Below are 20,441 nucleotides of genomic sequence, written 5' to 3' on the forward strand. Positions count from 1 at the left end.
GCTACACGGCGAGAAGGTAGCTGGCGACAAAGCCGGCGACCACCACGATGATGCCCACCACCAGGACGGTCATGATCCGGCCGGAGCCAACGCCCTGCTTGGCCTTGGGCGCGGGCTTGACCGGTTCTCCCTGCGGCCCCATCCCGTCCGGGGAGTGAAAGGCGCGTTCCTCGCGCCGTTCCTTGACGTCTTCCATGGCGTTCTCCTTTCGCAAGGACAACGCCAGCGGGGCCATCTCGTTTCATCCCGTCCCGTGCGGAACGCCCGGGCCGAGGCCGGCCGGCCCTCAATGATGCAGGATCTGGCTCAGGAAGAGCTTGGTGCGCTCGTGCTGGGGGTTCGAGAAGAAGGCGTTGGGCTCGTTCATCTCGATGATCTGCCCCGCATCCATGAAGATGACCCGGTCCGCCACCTGGCGGGCAAAGCCCATCTCATGGGTGACGCACAGCATGGTCATGCCCTCTTCGGCCAGCGACACCATGGTGTCGAGCACCTCCTTCACCATTTCCGGATCGAGCGCCGAGGTGGGCTCGTCGAACAGCATGATGCGCGGGCGCATGCACAAGGCGCGGGCGATGGCCACGCGCTGCTGCTGGCCGCCGGAGAGCTGGCCGGGATATTTGTGCGCCTGGTTGGGGATCTTCACCTTGGTGAGGAAGTGCATGGCCACCTCCTCCGCCTCCTTCTTAGGCATCTTGCGCACCCACATGGGCGCAAGGGTGCAGTTTTCCAGAATGGTGAGGTGGGGGAACAGGTTGAAGTGCTGGAACACCATGCCCACCTCGCGGCGCACCTCGTCGATGCGCTTGAGATCGTTGGTGAGCTCGATGCCATCCACCACGATGCGCCCCTTCTGGTGCTCCTCCAGGCGGTTGATGCAGCGGATCATGGTGGACTTGCCGGAGCCGGACGGCCCGCAAATGACAAGGCGTTCCTTGCGCTTCACGGCGAGATTGATCTCCCGCAGCACATGGAAATCGCCATACCATTTATTGACATCGACCAACTCGACCGCGAGCTGCTCGGTTTCGGCGGCCGGCGACAGGGCCATGGATTGCGCCTGGGACATGCTCGAACCCCTCAATGGCGGCGGCCGCGGTCGAGACGCTTTTCCAGCATCATCGAATAGCGGGACATGCCGTAGCAGAAGACGAAATAGATGATCCCGGCAAAGCCGAAGCCCGTGAACACGGTGGTCGGCGTTGCCCAGTTGGGATCGGTGAAGGCGGCGCGCAGCACGCCCAGAAGGTCGAAGATGGACACGATCAGCACCAAAGTCGTGTCCTTGAAGAGGCCGATGAAGTTGTTGACGATACCCGGGATCACCAGCTTGAGCGCCTGGGGCAGGACCACCAGGCGCATCATGAAGCTGGACCGCAGGCCGAGCGCCATGGCGCCCTCATACTGGCCCTTGGGGATCGCCTGGAGGCCGCCGCGCACCACCTCGGCCATATAGGCGGAGGCAAAGAGCGTGACGCCCACCAGCACCCGCAGCAGGCCGTCAATGGTGAAGCGGCCGGGCAGGAACAAGGGCAGCATGTAGGTGGCGAAGAACAGCACCGTGATGAGCGGCACGCCGCGCCAGAACTCGATGAAGATGATGGAGCTGTACTTCACCAGCGGCAATTCGGACCGCCGCCCCAGCGCCAGCAGGATGCCCAGCGGCAAGGAGGCGACGATGCCGGTCACCGCGATGACCAGCGTCACCATCATGCCGCCCCAGCGGCGGGTCTCCACCTCCTGGAGGCCGAAATCCACATCCATCACCAGGAGGACGAGCCCGAAGACCGCGAACCCCTTCAGCACGCTCTTGGCGGCATCGGAACGTGCGGTTCCGAAGAAGGGCGAGACGGAGGCGACCAGCGCCGCCACCAATGCCGCCACCACCGCGAACTGCACCCAGAAGGACAGGAACAGCCCGCCCGCCGTGGCGGTGAGGCCGAAATCCAGGCCGAAGCTGCCCAGCACGAAGTTGCGCATGCTGACATTGCCGCCGGTGAGCAGCACGAAGGCCACCAGCGGATAGATGCCAAAGAAGGCCAGCGCGTTCAGGCGCTTATAGGGCGCCTTTGGCACCAGAAGCGGCACCAGCAGCACGATGCCGAGCACATAGACGATATTGACCCGCCAGCGCTCCGTCTCCGGGTAGAAGCCGTAGAGGATCTGGTTCCATTTGGCCCAGATGAAGGGCCAGCAGGCGCCTACGTCCCGGCCCACCGTCTGGGGCAGGCAGGCTTCCCGGTTGGTGCCGGTCCACACCGCGTCGAAGATGAAGAAGCGCAGCACCGGCGGCACGACGGCGATCACCAAGAGTGCACCGAACAGGGTCAGCAGCACCTGCGAGACCGAGCCGAACAGATGAGCGCGCGCCCACCCCCAGGCGCCGCGGCTGCTGGGCGGGGCGGGCTCAGGCGCGATGAGCTCGGCGGGAGCCACATAGACGAGGCCCTGGGGGGTGCGGATGTTGGTTGAAGTCATGTCCGCCGCCTCACCGTTCCACCAGCGCGACGCGCTTGTTGAACCAGCCCATCAACGCCGAGGTGATGAGCGAGATGATGAGATAGACCGCCATGGTGATGGCGATGATCTCGATGGCCTGGCCGGTCTGGTTGAGGGTCGTGCCCGCGAAGATGGCGAACAGGTCCGGGTATCCCACAGCCACGCCCAGGGTCGAGTTCTTGGTCAGGTTCAGATACTGGCTGGTGAGCGGCGGCACGATCACCCGCATGGCCTGCGGGATGATGACGAGGCGCAAGGTCGGCCCCGTGCGCAGACCCAGCGAATGGGCCGCCTCCGTCTGGCCCTTGGATACGGCGAGGATGCCGGCGCGCACGATCTCCGCGATGAAGCCCGCCGTATAGATGGACAAAGCCAGCACCAGGGCGACGAATTCGGGGATGACCCGGATGCCGCCGACGAAATTGAAGCCCTTGAGCTCAGGAAATTCGAAGCTCACGGGAGAGCCGAGCGCAAGGCTCACCACCAGCGCCGGCAGGACAATGACCGCAAGCCCCACCCAGAAGGTGGGGAATTGCTGGCCGGTGGCTTCCCGCCGCTTATTGGCCCAGCGGGCGATCAGGAAGACCGCCACCACCGATACCGCGAACACCGCCAGCACGATGTTGAAATCCGGCTCGAACAGAGGCCGCGGCACGACGAGGCCGCGATTGGAGAGGAACACGCCGGGCGCCGCCATGCCGGCCGACAGCCCCTTGAACCAGTCGCCAAGGCCGGCAAGGCCGATGGCGTTGGACCAATCGCCGAGAACACCCAGCGCCGGCTGCGCGCCAAAGCGCCAGCTCTGGCGCGGGCCCGGCATGGTGGAGAGCACCGCCAGGTACCAGAACAGGATCTGGAACAATGGCGGCAGGTTGCGGGTGATCTCCACATAGGCGGAGGCGAGCGCCTTGATCACCACGTTCTGGGACAGGCGGGCGACGCCCATGAAGAAGCCGATGATGGTGGCCAGGATGATGCCGATCACCGCCACCAGCAGCGTATTGAGCAGGCCCACCAGGAAGGCGCGGCCATAGCTCATGGATTCCGAATAGGGGATGAGCGTCTGGGTGATGCCGAAGCCGGCCGAATTCTCCAGGAATCCGAAGCCCGAGGCGATGCCCTGGCGGGCGAGATTGGCCTGCGCATTGGCGAAGAACGACCATGCCATCCAGATCAGGATGAGCGCGAGGCTCACCTGGATGACGGCGGATCTGAGCGCCGGGTCGGTCCACGACCAGCGCCGCGCCGGACCTTCGTCCGACCTGCGTACATCTGCCATTTAGCCCCTCGGTCCCGAAATACGCCCCACCCTGCGCCTCTTGCGGGCGCCTGCCGAGGGACGGATTCCTCTGATGTCATAGGTTTGTCTGGCCTGCCCCGGCGCACCCGCCCGCAGGCCTCACAGCCGGGGCTCTGTGTCCCCTTGGCCGGCTTACGTCTCTTTGGCGACAGCTCCCCGGGCCACTGCTCCGGTCGGGCCGTGTCTTCCGTCATCGGCGATCAGGTCCGCGCGACACGGGTCGCCGGACCGTCCCGTCCCTCCGCCCCCGCAGCGGGGCGGAACGGCCCGGCGCCGTCGGCGCCGGGCCTTTTTGTCAGCGGATCGGCATGCCGTACTGGAGGCCGCCATTGTTCCACAGCTTGTTCTGGCCGCGATTGATGCCGAGCGGGGTGGACGGGCCGAGATTGCGGTCGAAGATCTCGCCGTAATTGCCCACATGCTTGACGATGCGCAGCGCCCAATCGGTGGTCAGGCCGAGGGCCTCGCCATACTTGCCGTCCGAACCCAGCAGGCGCTTGATCTCGGGATTGGGCGAATTGACCATCTGGTCGGCATTCTTGGAATTCACGCCCAGCTCTTCCGCATTGAGCAGCGCGAAATAGGTCCACTTGATGAGGTCGAACCACTGGTCGTCCGCATGGCGCACCAGCGGGCCGAGGGGCTCCTTGGAGATGACCTGGGGCAGGACCATGTGGTCATTGGCATTGGTGAGCTTGAGGCGCACCGAATAGACCTGGCTCTGGTCGGAGGTGAAGGCGTCGCAACGGCCCGAATCATAGGCCTTCACCGTCTCGTCGATGGTGGCGAACGCGATCAGCTCGTACTTCATGTTGTGGGAGCGGAAATAGTCGCCCACATTCAGCTCGTTGGTGGTGCCCGTCTGCACGCAGATGGAGGCGCCGTTGAGATCGTCCACCGACTTGATGCCCAGCGACTTGCGGACCATGAAGCCCTGGCCGTCATAATACATCACGCCGGCAAAGTTGAAGCCGAGCGTGGTATCGCGGGACATGGTCCAGGTGGTGTTGCGCGACAACACGTCGATGGCGCCGGACTGGAGCGCGGTGAAGCGATCCTTCGCCGACAAAGGCGAAAACTTCACCTTGGTGGGATCGTTGAAGATGGCAGCCGCCACCGCGCGGCAGAAGTCCACGTCGATGCCGGTCCAATTGCCCTTGTCGTCGGGATTGGAAAAGCCCGGCAGGCCCTGGGTCACGCCGCAATTGAGCGCGCCGCGCGCCTTCACGTCGTCGAGGGTGCCGGCTTGGCTCGCGCCGACGCCGAGCGCAAGAAATCCAGCCGCAGCAAGCAGGATGCGTTTCACGGAAGGTCCCTTCTTTCTGAGCACCTGAGCTTCGTGCCGGTTCGAGGCGCCGTCCCCCGAAGGGGATCGACGCCGTCGTCCGGGACGTCGTAAGGACACATATCTCATTCTCTCGCGCCCAGGTGGTCAATAGGCTGCCCAGGGTTTAGACAGCACAATCGTGTGGCACCCCCCGGAGACCCGGATGACGCCTTCAGATCAGCAGCAAGCAAAACGCGCGCCAGCCACGCAGGTGGTCCATCTCGGCCGCGACCCCGAGCGCTTCGACGGCTTCGTCAATCCGCCGGTGGTGCGCGGCTCCACCGTGCTCTCGCCCACCTATGCGGATCTCGTCGCCCATAACGGCCGCTACACCTATGGGCGGCGCGGCAACCCCACCGGCGAGGCGCTGGAGACGGCGCTGAGTGTCCTGGATGGCGCCGACGGCACGGTGCTCACCCCCTCCGGCCTGTCCGCCATTTCCACCGCCCTCTTGAGCGTGCTCGGGGCCGGCGATCATCTCCTGATGGTGGATACCGCCTACTTGCCCACGCGCACCATTTGCAATGGCGTGCTCAAGCGCATGGGCGTCGAAGTGACCTATTATGACCCGCTCATCGGGGCGGGCATTGCCGACCTGATCCGCGACAATACCCGCGCCATCTTCCTGGAGTCGCCGGGTTCACAGTCCTTCGAGATGCAGGACGTGCCTGCCATCGTGGCGGTGGCGCAGGCGCGCGGCATCACCACGCTCATCGACAATACCTGGGCGACGCAGCTTTATTTCAAGCCGCTGGCACTGGGCGTCGACATCACCATCCAGGCCGGCACCAAATATATCGGTGGCCATGCGGACGTGAATCTCGGCACCATCGCCGCCCGCGGCGCGGCCTGGCGCAAGGTGAAGCAGACCCATGGGGATCTCGGCCTCTGCGTGAGCCCGGACGATGCCTCCCTCGCCTCCCGCGGCCTGCGCACCATGGCGGTGCGGCTGGAGCGGCATTGGGCCTCGGGGCTGAAGGTGGCGCGCTGGCTGAAAGAGCAACCTCAGGTGGCGCGAGTGCTCCATCCCGCTTTGGAGGACGATCCCGGCCATGCCATCTGGAAGCGGGATTTTTCCGGCGCGTCCGGCCTGTTCAGCCTGATCCTGAAGCCGGTGCCGGAAGAGAAGGTGGCGGCCTTCTTCGATTCGCTGGCCTTGTTCGGCATGGGTTATTCGTGGGGCGGCTATGAAAGCCTTGCCATCCCCTTCGATTGCACCACCTACCGCACCGCCACCAGGTGGGCGCCGGGGGGACCGGCGGTCCGCCTGCATATCGGCCTGGAAGATCCCGCCGACCTCATGGCCGACCTCGCCCAAGGGCTGGCGCTCCTTCAGGACTGACCAAGGCAGGGCGGCGCTCAGGTTTCCGGCAGCGCCGCCTTTTTCGCCTTGCGCTCGCGCAGGGCGAACTGAAGGTTGCGGATATAGATGAAGGTGGACAGTGCCTGCCCGGCAATGAAGACCGGGTCGCGCCGATAGAGCGCATAGACGAGAAGCAGGGTCCCGCCGCCCAGCGAGAAGGTCCAGAAGGCGAACGGCACCACGGACCGCCCGGCCCGCTCGGAAGCCACCCATTGCACCACGAAGCGCATGGTGAAGAGGATCTGGGCGACGAAACCGAGAATAACCCACCAGTCGAGCTGGGTGACGAACACGTCGTGGAGATAGTCCCCAACGGCGTTGGCGAGCTCAACGAGCATCCGGATAGACCCTCACTACCTTGGGCACGCGACGCCGGCGTGTGAGCCACCACACCCCCAGGAGATCCACGATCCCCACCCACAGGCGATTCCAGAAGCCGTATTTGGACTGCCCATGCCAACGCGCCCGGTCCACCACCGGGAAGGTCAGAACATCAAGGCCCTCCCGGCGCACAAGGGCCGGCGTGAAGCGATGGAGAGCATCGAAGAAGGGCAGACGCAGATAGACGTCGCGATACACCACTTTCAGGCCGCACCCTGTATCGCGGGTTCCGTCCCGCAGCAAGGCGCTGCGCACCGCATTGGCGAGGCGCGACTGAAAGCGCTTGAAGGGCGTGTCTTTTCGGCCCACCCGCTCGCCCTGCACCATGCCCGCGCCGGTGCCGGCCTTGTCCAGAAGCTCGATCATCTGCGGGAAATAAGCCGGGTTGTTCTGGCCGTCGCCATCCAGCAGCAGGAGAATGTCGCCCCGCGCCGCCCACACGCCCGTATCCACGCCCGCCGACTTTCCGCACGGCTTGGCGTGGGTGATGATGAGCATATTGGGCCGCGTCTGGGCGCAGGAAAGCAGCACCTGGTCGGTGCCGTCGATGGACCCGTCATCCACGAACACCAGTTCGAACGTGCCGGCGGGCAGCGTCGCCTCGATCTCGTCGATCAACGGCGCCACATTGTCCACCTCGTCGCGCACGGCGATCACGACCGAGTAGCGGGGAGCGGCCGGAGCCAGCGCAGTCTGAACGTTCAAGGTCTCGCCTCTTCAAGAGCCGATCGTTGGGAAAGGGAATCGCGCGCCACAAGGCGCGCGAGGCGGCGGGCGGAGGGGCCGGGCATGGGCCGGACCCCGCCATCTGCGGCGACGGAAAAGACCAGGCGCCGGGCGGCGAAGGCCTTCAGCAGGAAAGAGGAAAACAGGATGGCCAGCGCCCCGCCGGCCAGCACGTCGCTCGGATAATGCGAGCCGAGCACCACGCGCGAGAAAGCCACCAGCACGGCGACCGCGAACAGCGCCGTGCGTGCACGCGGATAAAGCGCCGCGAGCGCGCAGGCGGTGGCGAACACCACCGTGCTGTGCCCGGAGGGGAAGCTCGAAAAGCTCGATTGCAGCTTGAACCAATCGAAGGTGAGCACCGCATGGGGGCCCGGCAGATGCAGCGCCATATAAGGCCGCGCACGACCGAGCACGTATTTCAGCACCAGGACGAACAGCCCCACCCCGGCAACGCAGGTGAAGACGAAGCCGATGCGGGCCGCCAGCGCCGCCGCCACCCGCCGGTTCATATCCTTGAGCTCGGGCATGGCGCCCAGCACCACCAGCAGCGCGATGCCCACCGGCCACAGCACCACGCTGCCAAGGCCGAGATCGGTGATGCGCTCGAACACCCGCACCAGGCCGTGCGGCAATTGCAGGCGCAAGCCCGGAATCAGGGGATCCAGCAGGATCATGGAGGCGGCGATCAGGCTCACCGCCAGGATCGTCACCGCAAGGGTCTCCACCATTCCGCCGGAGGTCAAGCGTGGCGCCGGCGCCCGCACCTTGCGCGCCCGCGCATAGGACATTGCGGCACCGAGCCCCGCGAGGGCCTGGCGCAGGAACAGCCCGGCCCGCTGGAGACGCGCCTTCACCGGCCGGTCCCCCCGTCGGTCACCGGCCGGAAGACATAGATCGTCACCTTGCGGCCGCCATTATAGGCAAAGCCTTCCACCGTCCCGGCGGTCTCGTAGCGCAGGCCGATGCGCTCGGCCCGGTCGGTGAAGAGCGGGCGCATATTGGCGCCAATGAAGGCGAGCGAGCAGGGCTTGGCCTTCAAGAGGTCCGCCGCGTCCACCGGATTGGTGAAGCGGGTATCCGTGCCCACCAGGAAGGCGAGGCTCGGCTCCTGGTAGGGCACGGTGGCGATGTCGGACGCCGGGCAGCCGCTGGCGCGGGCATATTCGGCGAGGCGCTCGGAAATCCAGACCCCACGCATGTGCGGCATGAGGATTTGGTAGACGGACGCATAGAGCAGCAGCGCGCCGCCCGCCGCGAGCACAAAGCTCGCCTGCACGCCCCGGCGCTGGAGGCCGCCGGCCGCGATGGCCAGGAGGAAGATGGAGCCGGCCAGAAGCGGCAGCGCCACCAGCCAATAGATGAGCTTGCCGCCGATCCACACATAGGCGCCGAGCGAGCCAACGATCAGCACGCCCGCCAGGATCGGCCACAGAGCCGCGGTGCCCGCGAGACGCCGGTGCACCTGATCGAGCGCGCCCTTCTCCAGGGCCAGAGCCGCCATCAAGGCAAGCGCGGGATAGAGCGGCAGCACATAATGAGGCAGCTTGGTGGCGGTGATTTCCAGCACGATCCAGGCCGGCACGATCCAGGCGAGCAGCAGCCGCACCGCCCGCTCGCGCCGATTGCGCCAGGCAAAGGGCACTGCCATGGCCACCAGCACCACCGCCGGCCAGAAGGTGCCCCACACCGCCAGCAGATAGGTGCCCGGCGGGCCCCAATGGCCCTCTGCCCCATCCGCCACCTTGCCCAGCATGTCGACGCCCACCGCATGCTCGTAGAAGGCGCCGTTGGTGACGATATAGATGGCCACGAACCAGGGCAGGCACAAAAGCAGGCACCAGACGAGGCCGGGCAGCGGCTTCAGCGGCCGCATGAAGCCGACCGAGCGGTCGGCGATGGTGAGCGCGAGGATGGGCAGGCCCACGAACAAAGGCGCCATGGGTCCCTTGATGAGGATGCCGGCGGCAAGGCCAGTCCAGAAGATGGCCGGCAGGCGCCAGCCGCCCCAGCCCGCATCGGGCCGGTCGCGACCGCCCAAATACGCCTTTGTCAGCGCACCCAGCGAGGCCAGGATGGTGAAGAGCAACACCGCGTCGGTCTTGGCAAGCCGAGCCTCCACCCCCAGCAGCACGCAGGTCGCCATCATGCCGGCCGCCAGGAAGGCGCCGCGCCGGGTGAGGAGGCTCAGACCCGCCCAATAGGTCAGCAGCACCGCGCCGATGGCGCCCGCGAGCGAGGGCAGCCGGTAATAGGCGATGGTGGTGAGGGCGGTGGGGCCGACCACAGCCTCGGCGGTGGAGACCGCCGCCGCCTGGAGCCAGTAGATGCCCACCGGCTTCTTGTGGCGTGCCTGCTCCTTGAAGCGGATGTCCACATAATTGCCGGTCTCCAGCATCTGCTTGGTGGCCTGGGCGAAGCGCGCTTCGTCCCGGTCGATGGGCGAGATGGAGAAGAAGCCGGGCAGGAAGGCCAGGAGGCACAGCAGCACGAGCACGCCCGCAGCCCGCCCGTGAGAGGCGCAGACGCGGTCGAGACCGTTGGCGATACGGTCCGAAGCAGAAGGGCTGGCGGCCATGCGGTGTCCGCCGGCGGGCTCGGAAAGGGCCATGCGCGAGGTCAGGTCCGGGTCGTTTCGGGCGCGGGACAATAGCAGAAACGCCCAAGCCGGAAAGTGCACCCCTCCGGCCGGCCGCAGCCTGCCCCAATCTGGGCGCACACATGGCCGAGCAGCTGGGCGGAAGCAAGGCACAATCTGCCCCACCCCGGGAAGGCGCCGAGGAACGCGCGAAGGAACGCACCCCGAACCGCGCGGAGGCGCGCGCGGCGCCCGAGGCCCCTCCCCTGCCACCGGGACCGGAAGGGGCGTGGCTATTTGGTAAGGATGAGCTTGCCCTGGGACGTCAGGCGCAGCTGGTAGATGTGCTCGCCATGGGAAATGGTAACCACGCGCGAGGCGGCGAACAGATCGCGGCTGTCCATCTGCTCTCCCACCAGCGGAACGGCGCGAGCCTTGCCCTGCGGGGTCCAGGCGGGAGCTTGGTGTTCATGCTTGCTCATTTGAACAGCTCCAATATGCAATGATCTGCAAATCCAAGGTCATCAGGCTATTGGTGCACTTTAGAAGAATTCAATATTAGGCTTCTTCCTGCACATCCCCTTCTAATACGCTGGGACATGAAAATCAACGAAGTGTCACATCCGTTATTTTCCCATCCCGTGACGCCAGCTGCTTTGCGCACGGCGGCCCGATCCGCGCCGGAGGAGACGCGGAGAGCCGGTGTCGGGGCGCAGAATGGTCGCCCGAATCGGGGGAAGGGCCGCCCCTGGCCGGAGGGCCTTGGCTGGACCATGCGTGGGGGGGCGCCGGGCCCAGGGGAGGCCCGACGGGTGGCAGCCCCCTCACGGAGGCCCTGCCCCTCTGGGGTCGAGACCCGACCTTCGGCGAAGGAACCGGCGCGGGCCTATTCGGCCGGGTGGGGACTGCCGCCGGCCGCGGCCTCGCCGCTGTCGCCCGCCACGGCCCGCGTCACGCGCCGGTCGATCTTGTCGAGATAGAGATAGACCACAGGCGTGATGTAGAGGGTGAGGAGCTGGGACACCAGGAGCCCGCCCACCACTGCGACGCCCAGGGGCTGTCGCAGTTCGGAGCCGGCGCCGGCGCCGAGCGCGATGGGCAGCACGCCGAAAATGGCGGCCAGCGTCGTCATCATGATCGGCCGGAACCGCAGCAGCGCCGCCTCGCGGATGGCTTCCAGCGCATCCGCCCCCTCGCGCCGTCGCTCCAGCGCGAAGTCGATCATCATGATGGCGTTCTTCTTCACGATGCCCACCAGCATGACGATGCCGATGATGGCGATCACCGACAATTCCATGCCGAACACCATCAGCGTCAGGATCGCCCCGATGCCAGCGGAGGGCAGGCCCGACAGGATGGTGATGGGATGGATGAAGCTCTCATACAGGATGCCGAGCACGATATAGATGACCACCACCGCCGCCAGGATCAGCAGCGGCTGGTTGGAGAGCGAATCCTGGAACACCTGCGCGGTGCCCTGGAAGCCGGTGATGATGGTGGCCGGCAGGGCCGCCTCCCGCTCCACCTCGCGGATCGCCTCCACCGCCTGGCCGAGCGAGACGCCCGGCGGCAGGTTGAAGGAGATGGTGACGGAGGGCTGCTGCTGCTGGTGGGCGATCTGGAGCGGGCCGACGGTGCGGCGGATGTCGGCCACCGTCTCCAGCGGCACCACGGCCCCCGATGAGGTGCGCAGATAGACGCGGCTCAAGTCGCTGGCGTCCTGCTGGAAGCGCGGCTGTGCCTCGGCGATGATCGCATACTGGTTGGTGGACGTGTAGAGGGTGGCCACCTGGCGCGTGCCGAACTGAGTGTAGAGGGCGTTGCGCAACTGGTCCTCGGTGATGCCGAGCGCCGCGGCCTTGTCCTTGTCCAGATCGATGGTGAGCTGGGGATTGGTGATCTGGAGGTCGGAGGTCACATCGCGCAATTGCGGCAAAGCGGCGAGGCGCTCCTCCATCTGCGCGGCGCGGGCATAGAGGAGGTCGGTGTCGGAGCTCTGGAGCGTGTACTGGTACTGGCTCTTGGAGGCGACGCCGCCGATATTGATGTTCTGCACCGGCTGGAAGAACACCTTCACGCCCGGCACCGAAGCCACCCGCCGGCGCAGATCCTGGATGATCTGGAAGGCACTCTTCTCCCGCTCCGCCCGCGGCTTGAGGGCGATGAACATGCGGCCGGAATTGGTGGTCCGGCTAATGCCGGTCGCGCCCGCCGTGGAGATCAGGTAGGCGACATTGGGATCGCCGCGCACCGCGGCCGCCACCTTCTTTTGGCGTTCCACCATGGCATCGAAGGACGAGTCCGTCGCCGCTTCCACCGTGCCGGTGATGAAGCCCGTGTCCTCGGTGGGGAAGAAGCCTTTCGGGATGGCGATATAGAGATAAACCGACAGGCCGATGGTCGCGAAGGTCACCAGCAGCATGGGGAAACGGTGGCGCAGGACGAAGTCCAGGCTGCGGCGATAACCCGCCAGCCAGGCGTCGAACATGGCCTCGCTCAGCCGGAAGAAGAAGGGGGGCTTTTTGTGGTGGTCCACCGCCTTCAGCACGCGGGCGCACAGCATGGGCGTCAGGGTGAGCGAGACGAAGCCGGACACCAGGATGGCGATGGAGATGGTGACCGCGAATTCGCGGAACACGCGGCCCACCACGCCGCCCATGAACAGCACCGGGATGAACACCGCCACCAGCGAGAGCGTCATGGAGATGATGGTGAAGCCGATCTCCCGCGAGCCAAGGATCGCCGCCTGGAACGGGCGCATGCCGTTCTCGATGTGGCGATAGATGTTCTCCAGCACCACGATGGCATCGTCGACCACGAAGCCGACGCACAAGGTGAGCGCCAGCAGCGTCATGTTGTTGATGGAGAAGTTCAGCAGCCACATGGCGCCGAAGGTGGCGACGATGGAGATGGGCAGCGCCAGCGAGGGAATGATGGTGGCGCGCACATTGCGCAGGAACAGGAAGATCACGAGCACCACCAGCACGATGGCCTCGAACAGCGTCTTCTGCACGTCGCCGACCGCGTCGCGGATGGAGACCGAGCGGTCGTTCAGCACCGCGATATTCACCGAGGCGGGCACCTGGGCGCGATAGCCATCGAGATGGGCGCGCACCTCGTCCACCACCGCCACCGTATTGGCATCGGGTTGGCGGACCACCGCGAGCACGATGGAGCGCTCGTCATTGAACCAGGAAGCGACGCGCTCGTTCTCCACGCCATTGGTGACGCGGGCGATCTCGTCGAGCCGCACCGGCGCGCCATTGCGCCAAGCCACCACCAGGCGCCGATACACGTTGGCATCGGCCTTGGGCATGCCCATGTCGATGGTCAGGCTCTGGCGCGGTCCCGCCAATTGGCCGATGGGCGTGTTGGAGGCTGCGGCCTCGATGGCGGTCTTGATATCGGAGGCGGAAATGTTGCGGGCGCCGGCGGCGGCGGGGTCCACACGAATGCGCACCGCATATTTCTGCGTGCCATAGATCTGCACCTGCGCCACGCCGGGCAATTGGGAGATCTGCTGGCCGATGATGGTGTCGGCATATTCATTGACGGTGGAGAGCGGCAGCGTATCCGAGGACACGGCCAGCAGGATCACCGGGGCATCCGCCGGATTGACCTTCCGGAAGCTGGGCGGGGTCGTCATTTCCGACGGCAATTGCCGCTGCGCCACCGACAGGGCCGACTGCACGTCCAGCGCGGCATCGTCGATGTTGCGCGACAGGTCGAACTGCACCGTGATGGAGGTGGAGCCCTGGGTGCTCGACGAGGTGAGCGAGGTGATGCCCGAAATGGTGGAGAGCTGACGCTCGATGGGCGTTGCCACCGCCGAGGCCATGGTCTCCGGGCTGGCGCCGGGCAGGGAGGCGGAGATGGAAATGGTCGGGAAGTCCACCCGCGGCAGGGCCGCCACCGGCAGCAGGCGATAGGCGAACATGCCGGCAACGATCAGGGACACCATCAAAAGGGTGGTGAGGACTGGCCGGCGGATGCAAAGTTCCGAGAACATGCCTCAACTCCCGGCGGTCACCGCCCCGTTGGCGCTTTTCACTTCCACCTTCGTGCCGCTGCGCAGCGCGAGCTGGCCCTCGGTGACCACCACCTCGCCGCCCTTCAATCCCGCCGTCACCACCGCCTGACCGTCCACCGTGCGCGAGATCTTCACGGGGACCACGGCGGCGGTGTTGTTCTCCACCACGAACACGAAGGTGCCATTCTGGCCGCTCTGGATCGCCTCGGCCGGCACCGCCACCATGTTCGGCTCCATCCGCAGCGTGACGGTGACGTCGCCAAGCGTGCCCGGCCAAAGCCGCTCGTCGGCATTGGGGAAGAGCGCCCGCACCATCAAGGTGCCGGTCTGGGGATCGACGGTGTTGTCGAGCGCCACCACCTTGCCGCCGGTCACCTGCTCGTCCCCGCCCTGGAGGCGGAACTGGACCTCGGACGTGCCCATGGTGGCGCGCAATTCGCCCAGATAGCGCTCCGGCACCCCGAAGGCGACGTAAATGGGCTTGATCTGGCGCACGGTGGCCATGGTGTCGTCCACCCGGATCACCGCGCCGGGACGCACACCGGCAACGCCCACGCGACCGGTGACGGGCGCCTTGATCTCATAATAGGAGCGCTGGACGCGCAGCGATTGCAGATTGGCCTCGTCCTGCTGGACCACTGCCTTCTGGACGTCGGCGGTGGTCTTGGCGTCCTCCACCTGGACCTGGGAGACCGCGTTTCGGGCCAGCAGGCCGGAATAGCGGTCCACATCGCGCTGCGCCTTCTCCAGTTGCGCCTTGTCCCGGGACAAGGTCGCCTCTGCCTGGAGGATCTGGGCGTCGATGTCACGGGAATCGAGCACGAACAGCACGTCGCCCTCGCGCACGGCGGCGCCGTCCTCGAACTTCACCGCATCCACCCGGCTTGCCACCCGCGTGCGGATGGTGACGGAGATCATGGGCTCGACAGTGCCCAGCGCCTCCACCCGCAGCGGCATGGCCTTGCGCACGGCGGTCGCCACCAGCACCGGCACGCCGCGCGTCTGGGGCGGGGCGGCAGCTGTGGTGCCGCCCTTCTTCCAGGGAAGGAACTTGTCCGGCACCAGGCCCTGGGACCAGGCCCAGCCTCCGCCCGCAAGCACGGCCATGACGATCACGGCCATTAGGGGCCGCAGGCCCCGCGATGCCTTCCCCGCCGACATAAATCCTCGCGTCACATGTCCGGGATCGCATGGGACAGATGCCCTGCCCCATGCTGAAATGAACGTTACACGCACCCGATGGCACTGGCGATCACGTTGTCGGGGGGTAATGCGTTGATTTTTTGTTTCCCTAGCGGCAAAATACTACCGATAATTGTGCAACGCACCACTCAACCGCTCCAGGGCGCCGTCCAGGGTCGCATCGCGCTTTGCAAAGCAGAAGCGCACGACGGAACGCACCGCGTCCTCGGCATAGAAAGCGGACACCGGAATGGCCGCAACGCCGTGGGTCTTCACCAGATCCAGGCAAAAGGCCTCGTCGTCGAGCTTCGGGTCGAGGGCGGCGAGGTCCACCGAGAGGAAATAGGTGCCAGCACTGGGCAGCACGTCGAAGCCGAGAGCGGAAAGGCCGCCCGCCAGCCGGTCGCGCGCCCGCTGCAGATCGGCCCGCATGCCCTCGAAATAGGCATCCTCCTTGCCGAGCCCGTAGGCGACCGCGCTCTGGAGGTTGGGCGGAGTGGTGAAGGTGAGGAACTGGTGCGCCTTGGCCAGCACCTTCATGATGGGCGGGGCGGCGCAGACCATGCCCACCTTCCATCCCGTCATGCCGAAGATCTTGCCGGCAGAGCCGATCTTCACCGTGCGCTCCCGCATGCCCGGCAGGGCCATGAGGGGCCGGTGGCGGCGGCCGTCGAACACGATGTGCTCCCACACCTCGTCGCACACCGCAAAGGCATCGAAGCGCACGCAGAACTCCGCCAGAAGCTGCATTTCGGCGTCCGAATGGACGATGCCGGTGGGGTTTTGCGGATTGTTGAAGAGCACCAGCTTGGTGCGCGGCGAGAACACCTTTTCCAGCTTCTCCGCCGTGATGCGCCAGGAGGGCGGCTCCAGGCGCACCAGGCGCGCAATGCCGCCGGCGCGCTGCACCAGCGGGAGATAGGCGTCATAAAGCGGCTGGAACAGCACCACCTCGTCGCCCGGCTCGATGAGCGCGAAGAGCGCGCCGGCCAAGGCCTCCGTGGCGCCCGAGGTGATCATCACCTCGCTGTCGGGGTCCAGGCTCAGGCCCTGCCAGTGGCGATAATGGTCGGCCACCGCCCGGCGCAGTTCCGGCAGGCCCATCATGGGGGGATACTGGTTCCACCCCTCGACCACCGCCTCGGCCGCCTTGGCCCGCACATCCGCCGGACCCGGATCGTCCGGGAAGCCCTGGCCCAGATTGATGGCCTCGTGGGTGCGGGCCAGACCGGACATCACCTCGAAGATGGTGGTGGGCAGGCCGGAATAGACGGGATTGAAGCTGCGGGCCGGCGCGGGCGCGGCGGAACGGGGGGCGGTGAGGATATCGGTCATTGCACTCGGGCTCGTGTCGCCCCCCTCATAGAACCGGAACCGCGCCAATAGAAGGGCCGGAAGGGCCAAGAGCGCCCCGCGCCTCAGGCCGAACGCACCTCCGGGCCGGCCAGCGGGGCGAGAGCCGGGATCAGTTCCTCCTCGGTGACGGTGGCGAGCGGCTTCAGGAGCTTGGCCGCCTCGGTGCGCCGGCCGGGGCGCATGACCAGGATCACGGTCTCCGCGCCGCCGCAGGCCGGATCGCCGCAGGCGATCTCGGTGACGGAGACGGTGGCCTCCTCTTCCAGCTGGAGGATCTCGCGGATGCGATCGGCGAGTTTGCGGGCCGCATCCCGCGCCCCCTCCCCGCTCCCGCCGCGCCCACGCATGAAGAAACGCGCCATCTTTCTCTCCGTTCGCCCACCCGGCCCCGCGCCCGTTTCACACCGGACCACGCACCACGGGACGCCGCAAGCGCAGGCGCGTCGCCAGGCGCCGGAACCCGAAGGGCGGCACCTCCCCGTCCAGTTGCTCGAAATGCAGGGCGGCCTGGGTCACCCGCCCGCCATCCACCGAGCGCACCTCGAGCACCGCATGGCCGAGCGCGATGCGCATGCCGCGTGCCGGGCGCTCATCGGCGCGGTCGGCAAAGGCATCCGCAATTGTCATGGGCCGCTCGGTGTCGCTGACCGGCAGCCCGTAAAGGTCGGCCACGTCGCCCATGCGCACATCGCCCGCGAACGGGAAGGCGGTATCGTCCGCCCACACCATTTCCTCCTCCACGAAGAAACGGTCAAGCTGGTGCACCCGGCGCGGCGGGGCGAGGATATAGACATAGTCTCCCGTAACCAGCGCTCCCGCCTCCTCCGCGCTCAGGATGCGCTTGTCGCGCACCACCAGCACCAGCCGGGCCCAGTCGGGCAGCAAGGCGGAACTGATGGCCAGCGTCTTGGCGGTAACAGGATAGCCGACCAGTTCGTGCTCGGTCTGGCCCGGCAGGTCGATCTCGAACCGTTGCGGATCGCGCATGGGCTCCGCCAGCGCCACATTCAGGCGCCGGGCCGCCATCACCAGCGTGGCGCCATGCAGCAGCAGGGAGGCGAGGACCACGATGAAGGCGGTGTTGAAATAGATCTGCGCCGCCGGCAGGTGCGCCAGCATGGGTATGGTGGCGAGGAAGATGGACACCGCGCCCCGCAGCCCCGCCCAGGAGATGAAGGCCTTCTCCCGCACGGAAAAGCCGAAAGGCGCGAGGCATGCGAACACCGCCGCCGGACGCCCCACCAGGAACAGGAAGGCGGCGATGGCGAGCCCGGGGATCACGGCCTCCGCCAGCTTGTGGGGCGTCACCAGCAAGCCCAGCATGGTGAACATGACGATCTGGCACAGCCAGCTTACCGTATCGTGGAACGAGATGATGCCCGCGAGCCCGCGCACCGGCCGGTTGCCCAGCACGAGCCCGGCCAGATAGACCGCCAGGAAGCCCGAGCCATGCAGCATGGCGGTGGCGGCGAACAGCAGCACGGCGGAGGACACCACCATGACCGGCTGCAGCGAGCCCGGCAGTTCCACCCGGTTGAGGAAGACCGATAGCAAATAGCCGCCCGCGACGCCCACCGCCGTGCCGATGGCCAGTTCGCGCAACACGCCAACGCCCATGGTCCAGCCGGGATTGGCGGCGCCGGACGAGATCAGTTCCACCAGGATGACCGTCATGACCACGGCCGCCGGGTCGTTGGTGGCCGATTCCACCTCGATCACGGCGCCCACGCGCCGGCCGAGCTTCAGGCCTTGCGCGCGCACCAGGAACAGGACGGCGGCGGCATCGGTGGAGGCGACGATGGCCCCCACCAGCAGCGCCTGGAGCGGCGAAAGGCTGAACAGCCAGGCCGCCGGGAACGCCACCAGGACGGCGGTCAGCAGCACCCCCACCGTGGACAGGAGGAAGGCGGGCACCACCGCCCCGCGCATGCTGGAGGCCCGCATCCGCAGGCCGCCGTCGAACAGGATCACCGCCAGCGAGGCCGAGCCCACCATATAGGTGGCCCAATAATCGGAAAATTGGATGCCGCCCAGCCCGTCCTCGCCGGCGACGATGCCCACCAGCAGGAAGACCAGCAGGATGGGCGCGCCGAAGCGCGCCGCCACCAGGCTGGAGACCGTGCCCGCCACCACCAGGGCGGCGCACACCAGCAGGATCAGGTTCGTCAGGAACACCGCATCCATTCCCGCTTCGTTCCTCCTGCCAGCTGAACCACATGGTCAATTAATCACTGTAGCCGTTCCGGATCGCGGGGCGTATCGTCCCGCAATGTTCAAGCAGCCTGAATGCGTTCCGCGGGGGAGCGCGGCTGTGCGAACGGAGACAAGAGCCATGAATATGGCCCCCACGGCTTATGCCTATCTGGTGCGAGCATGCGTTCGCACATCGTCCGGAGCCCTGTTCCAGGAGCCGGACACCATCTGCTTCGACCTGGATCTGGCGCTGGCCATGGCGGAAATGGATCGTCTCCATGCGGCCGGTCTCGCCGTTTATGCCATTGATGCGGACGGCGCACCCCTTGCCGAACGGCCCGTGGTGAGTCACGGCATTCCTCTGCCGCCCGACCTTGCGGCCGGATGGGCCTGCCGCGGCCGGGCCTGACAGCGCCACCCTTTCCCTCACATCCGCGACGTGACGAACGCGACCGCTTCCGCCGGGGAGGCGACGCGGATCAGCTTGACGTCCTTGCTGCCGCAGAGGTCGCAGCGCAGGCGCGCGCCCTGAGCGGCCCCGGCCGCGTCGGCGGGCCTCGGCAGGTAAACGTCGGCGGGAGCCAGACCTATGATGGATTTCCGGCGGCAGCGGGAGCATTCGGCGCAGAGCATGCGTCATCAAGCGGGGCAAAGTTGCGCACAATGAGGCGAGCGGCCGCAGAACGCGGAAAAGGACGGCGCCCCGCACAGTCTTGGCGGAAAGGGCGTGGATCTGGAGCCGGGCGACGCCCATCCCGCAGTGCAACATGATCCGAGCTATGCTAGAAGGCGGCACTTGCAACATGCGCCGGACTTTGCATGGCCCTGGAGATCGAACGGAAGTTCCTCGTCGCGAACGATGATTGGCGCGCGAGCGCGGGCGTGGGGGAAATGTTCACGGAGGGCCTGCTGGCCCGGATGGCGCGGGGGAAAGTCCGCATCCGCCGCAGCGCGCAGATCGCCTGGATCACGGTGAAGGGGCCCAAGCAAGGCATCAGCCGCGCCGAGTTCGAATATGCCATTCCGGTGGCCGATGCGGACCAGATGCTGGCGGACCTGTGCAATGGCCCCCTGATCGAGAAGACGCGCTTCCGCATTCCCCATGACGACGTGGTGTGGGAAGTGGACGAGTTCGCCGGCGCGCTGACCGGTCTCGTCATCGCGGAAGTGGAACTGCGCACCGACGACCAACCCTTCCGCCTTCCCGCCTGGGTTGGACGGGAGGTCACCGCCGATGCCAATTTCAGCAGCGCCGCCCTGATCCGCCGCATCACCCTGGCGGCCGGCCCGTGTCTGCGGGACGTGAGCGCCGGCCACTGAGCGACCGCGCCACCCTTTGGACGCCGGGCGCGGCCGCCGGAATCGCATCCGATCTGGCGGCTTTGCCCCGTGTGCGGGGACGTGCGGACCAGCAGGCGGACCGCCCGCCCCCCAGCGATCCGACGCGCACCGGGACACGCCGCGCAGGGTCCCAGCCCTGACCGCGCCGACCGGTGCCGTTTCGCT

At 66.7% G+C, this 20,441-nt stretch carries 19 protein-coding genes; 3 read left to right on the forward strand and 16 right to left on the reverse strand.

The features are described from left to right. Position 1 precedes the first annotated feature (1 nt). From J5J86_RS09025 to J5J86_RS09045, 5 genes are all read right to left on the reverse strand, one after another. Positions 2–196, reverse strand: a complete 195-nt coding sequence (locus tag J5J86_RS09025; RefSeq protein ID WP_209104548.1) for a hypothetical protein — start codon at positions 194–196, stop codon at positions 2–4. 90 nt (positions 197–286) lie between these two features. Next, complete coding sequence (locus J5J86_RS09030; RefSeq protein ID WP_209104549.1) at positions 287–1,069, reverse strand: amino acid ABC transporter ATP-binding protein; 783 nt, start codon at positions 1,067–1,069, stop codon at positions 287–289. Positions 1,070–1,080: 11 nt separating this feature from the next. Beyond that, positions 1,081–2,478: an amino acid ABC transporter permease gene (locus tag J5J86_RS09035; RefSeq protein ID WP_209104550.1), complete on the reverse strand. Its 1,398-nt coding sequence runs from the start codon at positions 2,476–2,478 to the stop codon at positions 1,081–1,083. A 10-nt stretch (positions 2,479–2,488) separates the two neighbouring features. Continuing rightward, on the reverse strand, positions 2,489–3,778 hold the full coding sequence (locus tag J5J86_RS09040) for an amino acid ABC transporter permease (protein ID WP_209104551.1): 1,290 nt from the start codon (positions 3,776–3,778) through the stop codon (positions 2,489–2,491). A gap of 316 nt (positions 3,779–4,094) precedes the next feature. Next, a complete protein-coding gene (locus J5J86_RS09045; RefSeq protein WP_209104552.1) occupies positions 4,095–5,105 on the reverse strand; it encodes an amino acid ABC transporter substrate-binding protein in 1,011 nt (336 codons plus the stop codon). 184 nt (positions 5,106–5,289) lie between these two features. Here J5J86_RS09045 and metC point away from each other — a divergent pair, with 184 nt between their 5' ends. Further along, a complete protein-coding gene (gene metC / locus J5J86_RS09050; RefSeq protein WP_209104553.1) occupies positions 5,290–6,468 on the forward strand; it encodes a cystathionine beta-lyase in 1,179 nt (392 codons plus the stop codon). 17 nt (positions 6,469–6,485) lie between these two features. Here metC and J5J86_RS09055 read toward each other — a convergent pair whose 3' ends face one another. The 10 genes from J5J86_RS09055 to J5J86_RS09100 form a co-directional block, all read right to left on the reverse strand. Next, positions 6,486–6,827 carry a lipid-A-disaccharide synthase N-terminal domain-containing protein gene (locus J5J86_RS09055; RefSeq protein WP_209104554.1) on the reverse strand — a complete coding sequence of 114 codons (342 nt, stop codon included), beginning with the start codon at positions 6,825–6,827 and terminating at the stop codon, positions 6,486–6,488. After that, positions 6,817–7,575, reverse strand: coding sequence for a glycosyltransferase family 2 protein (locus J5J86_RS09060; RefSeq protein WP_209104555.1), 759 nt, complete (start codon positions 7,573–7,575; stop codon positions 6,817–6,819). The genes J5J86_RS09055 and J5J86_RS09060 overlap by 11 nt, the downstream gene beginning before the upstream one ends. Then, positions 7,572–8,453 (reverse strand): phosphatase PAP2 family protein, encoded by an 882-nt coding sequence (locus J5J86_RS09065; protein ID WP_209104556.1) that lies wholly within the window; start codon positions 8,451–8,453, stop codon positions 7,572–7,574. Before J5J86_RS09065 ends, J5J86_RS09060 begins: the two co-directional genes overlap by 4 nt. Next, the gene (locus J5J86_RS09070) at positions 8,450–10,174 is read right to left on the reverse strand and encodes an ArnT family glycosyltransferase (RefSeq protein ID WP_209104557.1); all 1,725 of its coding nucleotides are present in this window, start codon (positions 10,172–10,174) and stop codon (positions 8,450–8,452) included. Before J5J86_RS09070 ends, J5J86_RS09065 begins: the two co-directional genes overlap by 4 nt. A 293-nt stretch (positions 10,175–10,467) precedes the next feature. Further along, positions 10,468–10,656: a hemin uptake protein HemP gene (gene hemP, locus J5J86_RS09075; protein WP_209104558.1), complete on the reverse strand. Its 189-nt coding sequence runs from the start codon at positions 10,654–10,656 to the stop codon at positions 10,468–10,470. Positions 10,657–11,060: 404 nt separating this feature from the next. Next, entirely contained in the window at positions 11,061–14,183 is a 3,123-nt protein-coding gene (locus J5J86_RS09080) for an efflux RND transporter permease subunit (protein ID WP_209104559.1), read from the reverse strand. Between the two features lie 3 nt (positions 14,184–14,186). Beyond that, the gene (locus J5J86_RS09085) at positions 14,187–15,326 is read right to left on the reverse strand and encodes an efflux RND transporter periplasmic adaptor subunit (RefSeq protein WP_209104560.1); all 1,140 of its coding nucleotides are present in this window, start codon (positions 15,324–15,326) and stop codon (positions 14,187–14,189) included. A gap of 183 nt (positions 15,327–15,509) precedes the next feature. Continuing rightward, positions 15,510–16,721, reverse strand: a complete 1,212-nt coding sequence (locus J5J86_RS09090; RefSeq protein ID WP_209104561.1) for an aminotransferase — start codon at positions 16,719–16,721, stop codon at positions 15,510–15,512. A gap of 83 nt (positions 16,722–16,804) precedes the next feature. Continuing rightward, positions 16,805–17,104, reverse strand: coding sequence for a hypothetical protein (locus J5J86_RS09095; protein ID WP_209104562.1), 300 nt, complete (start codon positions 17,102–17,104; stop codon positions 16,805–16,807). Between the two features lie 37 nt (positions 17,105–17,141). Further along, entirely contained in the window at positions 17,142–18,926 is a 1,785-nt protein-coding gene (locus tag J5J86_RS09100; RefSeq protein ID WP_209104563.1) for a potassium/proton antiporter, read from the reverse strand. A 148-nt stretch (positions 18,927–19,074) separates the two neighbouring features. Here J5J86_RS09100 and J5J86_RS09105 point away from each other — a divergent pair, with 148 nt between their 5' ends. After that, on the forward strand, positions 19,075–19,344 hold the full coding sequence (locus J5J86_RS09105) for a hypothetical protein (protein WP_209104564.1): 270 nt from the start codon (positions 19,075–19,077) through the stop codon (positions 19,342–19,344). Between the two features lie 17 nt (positions 19,345–19,361). Here J5J86_RS09105 and J5J86_RS09110 read toward each other — a convergent pair whose 3' ends face one another. Further along, the gene (locus J5J86_RS09110; protein WP_209104565.1) at positions 19,362–19,568 is read right to left on the reverse strand and encodes a hypothetical protein; all 207 of its coding nucleotides are present in this window, start codon (positions 19,566–19,568) and stop codon (positions 19,362–19,364) included. A 186-nt stretch (positions 19,569–19,754) separates the two neighbouring features. Between J5J86_RS09110 and J5J86_RS09115 the strand changes: the two genes are divergently transcribed. After that, a complete protein-coding gene (locus tag J5J86_RS09115; protein ID WP_209104566.1) occupies positions 19,755–20,255 on the forward strand; it encodes a CYTH domain-containing protein in 501 nt (166 codons plus the stop codon). Positions 20,256–20,441 lie beyond the last annotated feature (186 nt).

Source organism: Aquabacter sp. L1I39 (assembly GCF_017742835.1).
In the GTDB taxonomy this organism is placed as follows: Bacteria; Pseudomonadota; Alphaproteobacteria; order Rhizobiales; family Xanthobacteraceae; genus L1I39.

Bases quoted from the DNA above. Each gene is read 5' to 3' on its own strand.
- J5J86_RS09115 (WP_209104566.1), top strand. From the start codon at position 19,755: ATGGCCCTGGAGATCGAACGGAAGTTCCTCGTCGCGAACGATGATTGG.
- J5J86_RS09070 (WP_209104557.1), bottom strand. From the start codon at position 10,174: ATGGCCGCCAGCCCTTCTGCTTCGGACCGTATCGCCAACGGTCTCGAC.
- J5J86_RS09025 (WP_209104548.1), bottom strand. From the start codon at position 196: ATGGAAGACGTCAAGGAACGGCGCGAGGAACGCGCCTTTCACTCCCCG.
- metC (WP_209104553.1), top strand. From the start codon at position 5,290: ATGACGCCTTCAGATCAGCAGCAAGCAAAACGCGCGCCAGCCACGCAG.
- J5J86_RS09040 (WP_209104551.1), bottom strand. From the start codon at position 3,778: ATGGCAGATGTACGCAGGTCGGACGAAGGTCCGGCGCGGCGCTGGTCG.
- J5J86_RS09100 (WP_209104563.1), bottom strand. From the start codon at position 18,926: ATGGATGCGGTGTTCCTGACGAACCTGATCCTGCTGGTGTGCGCCGCC.
- hemP (WP_209104558.1), bottom strand. From the start codon at position 10,656: ATGAGCAAGCATGAACACCAAGCTCCCGCCTGGACCCCGCAGGGCAAG.
- J5J86_RS09105 (WP_209104564.1), top strand. From the start codon at position 19,075: ATGAATATGGCCCCCACGGCTTATGCCTATCTGGTGCGAGCATGCGTT.
- J5J86_RS09080 (WP_209104559.1), bottom strand. From the start codon at position 14,183: ATGTTCTCGGAACTTTGCATCCGCCGGCCAGTCCTCACCACCCTTTTG.
- J5J86_RS09055 (WP_209104554.1), bottom strand. From the start codon at position 6,827: ATGCTCGTTGAGCTCGCCAACGCCGTTGGGGACTATCTCCACGACGTG.
- J5J86_RS09110 (WP_209104565.1), bottom strand. From the start codon at position 19,568: ATGCTCTGCGCCGAATGCTCCCGCTGCCGCCGGAAATCCATCATAGGT.
- J5J86_RS09090 (WP_209104561.1), bottom strand. From the start codon at position 16,721: ATGACCGATATCCTCACCGCCCCCCGTTCCGCCGCGCCCGCGCCGGCC.
- J5J86_RS09085 (WP_209104560.1), bottom strand. From the start codon at position 15,326: ATGGCCGTGATCGTCATGGCCGTGCTTGCGGGCGGAGGCTGGGCCTGG.
- J5J86_RS09095 (WP_209104562.1), bottom strand. From the start codon at position 17,104: ATGGCGCGTTTCTTCATGCGTGGGCGCGGCGGGAGCGGGGAGGGGGCG.
- J5J86_RS09030 (WP_209104549.1), bottom strand. From the start codon at position 1,069: ATGTCCCAGGCGCAATCCATGGCCCTGTCGCCGGCCGCCGAAACCGAG.
- J5J86_RS09035 (WP_209104550.1), bottom strand. From the start codon at position 2,478: ATGACTTCAACCAACATCCGCACCCCCCAGGGCCTCGTCTATGTGGCT.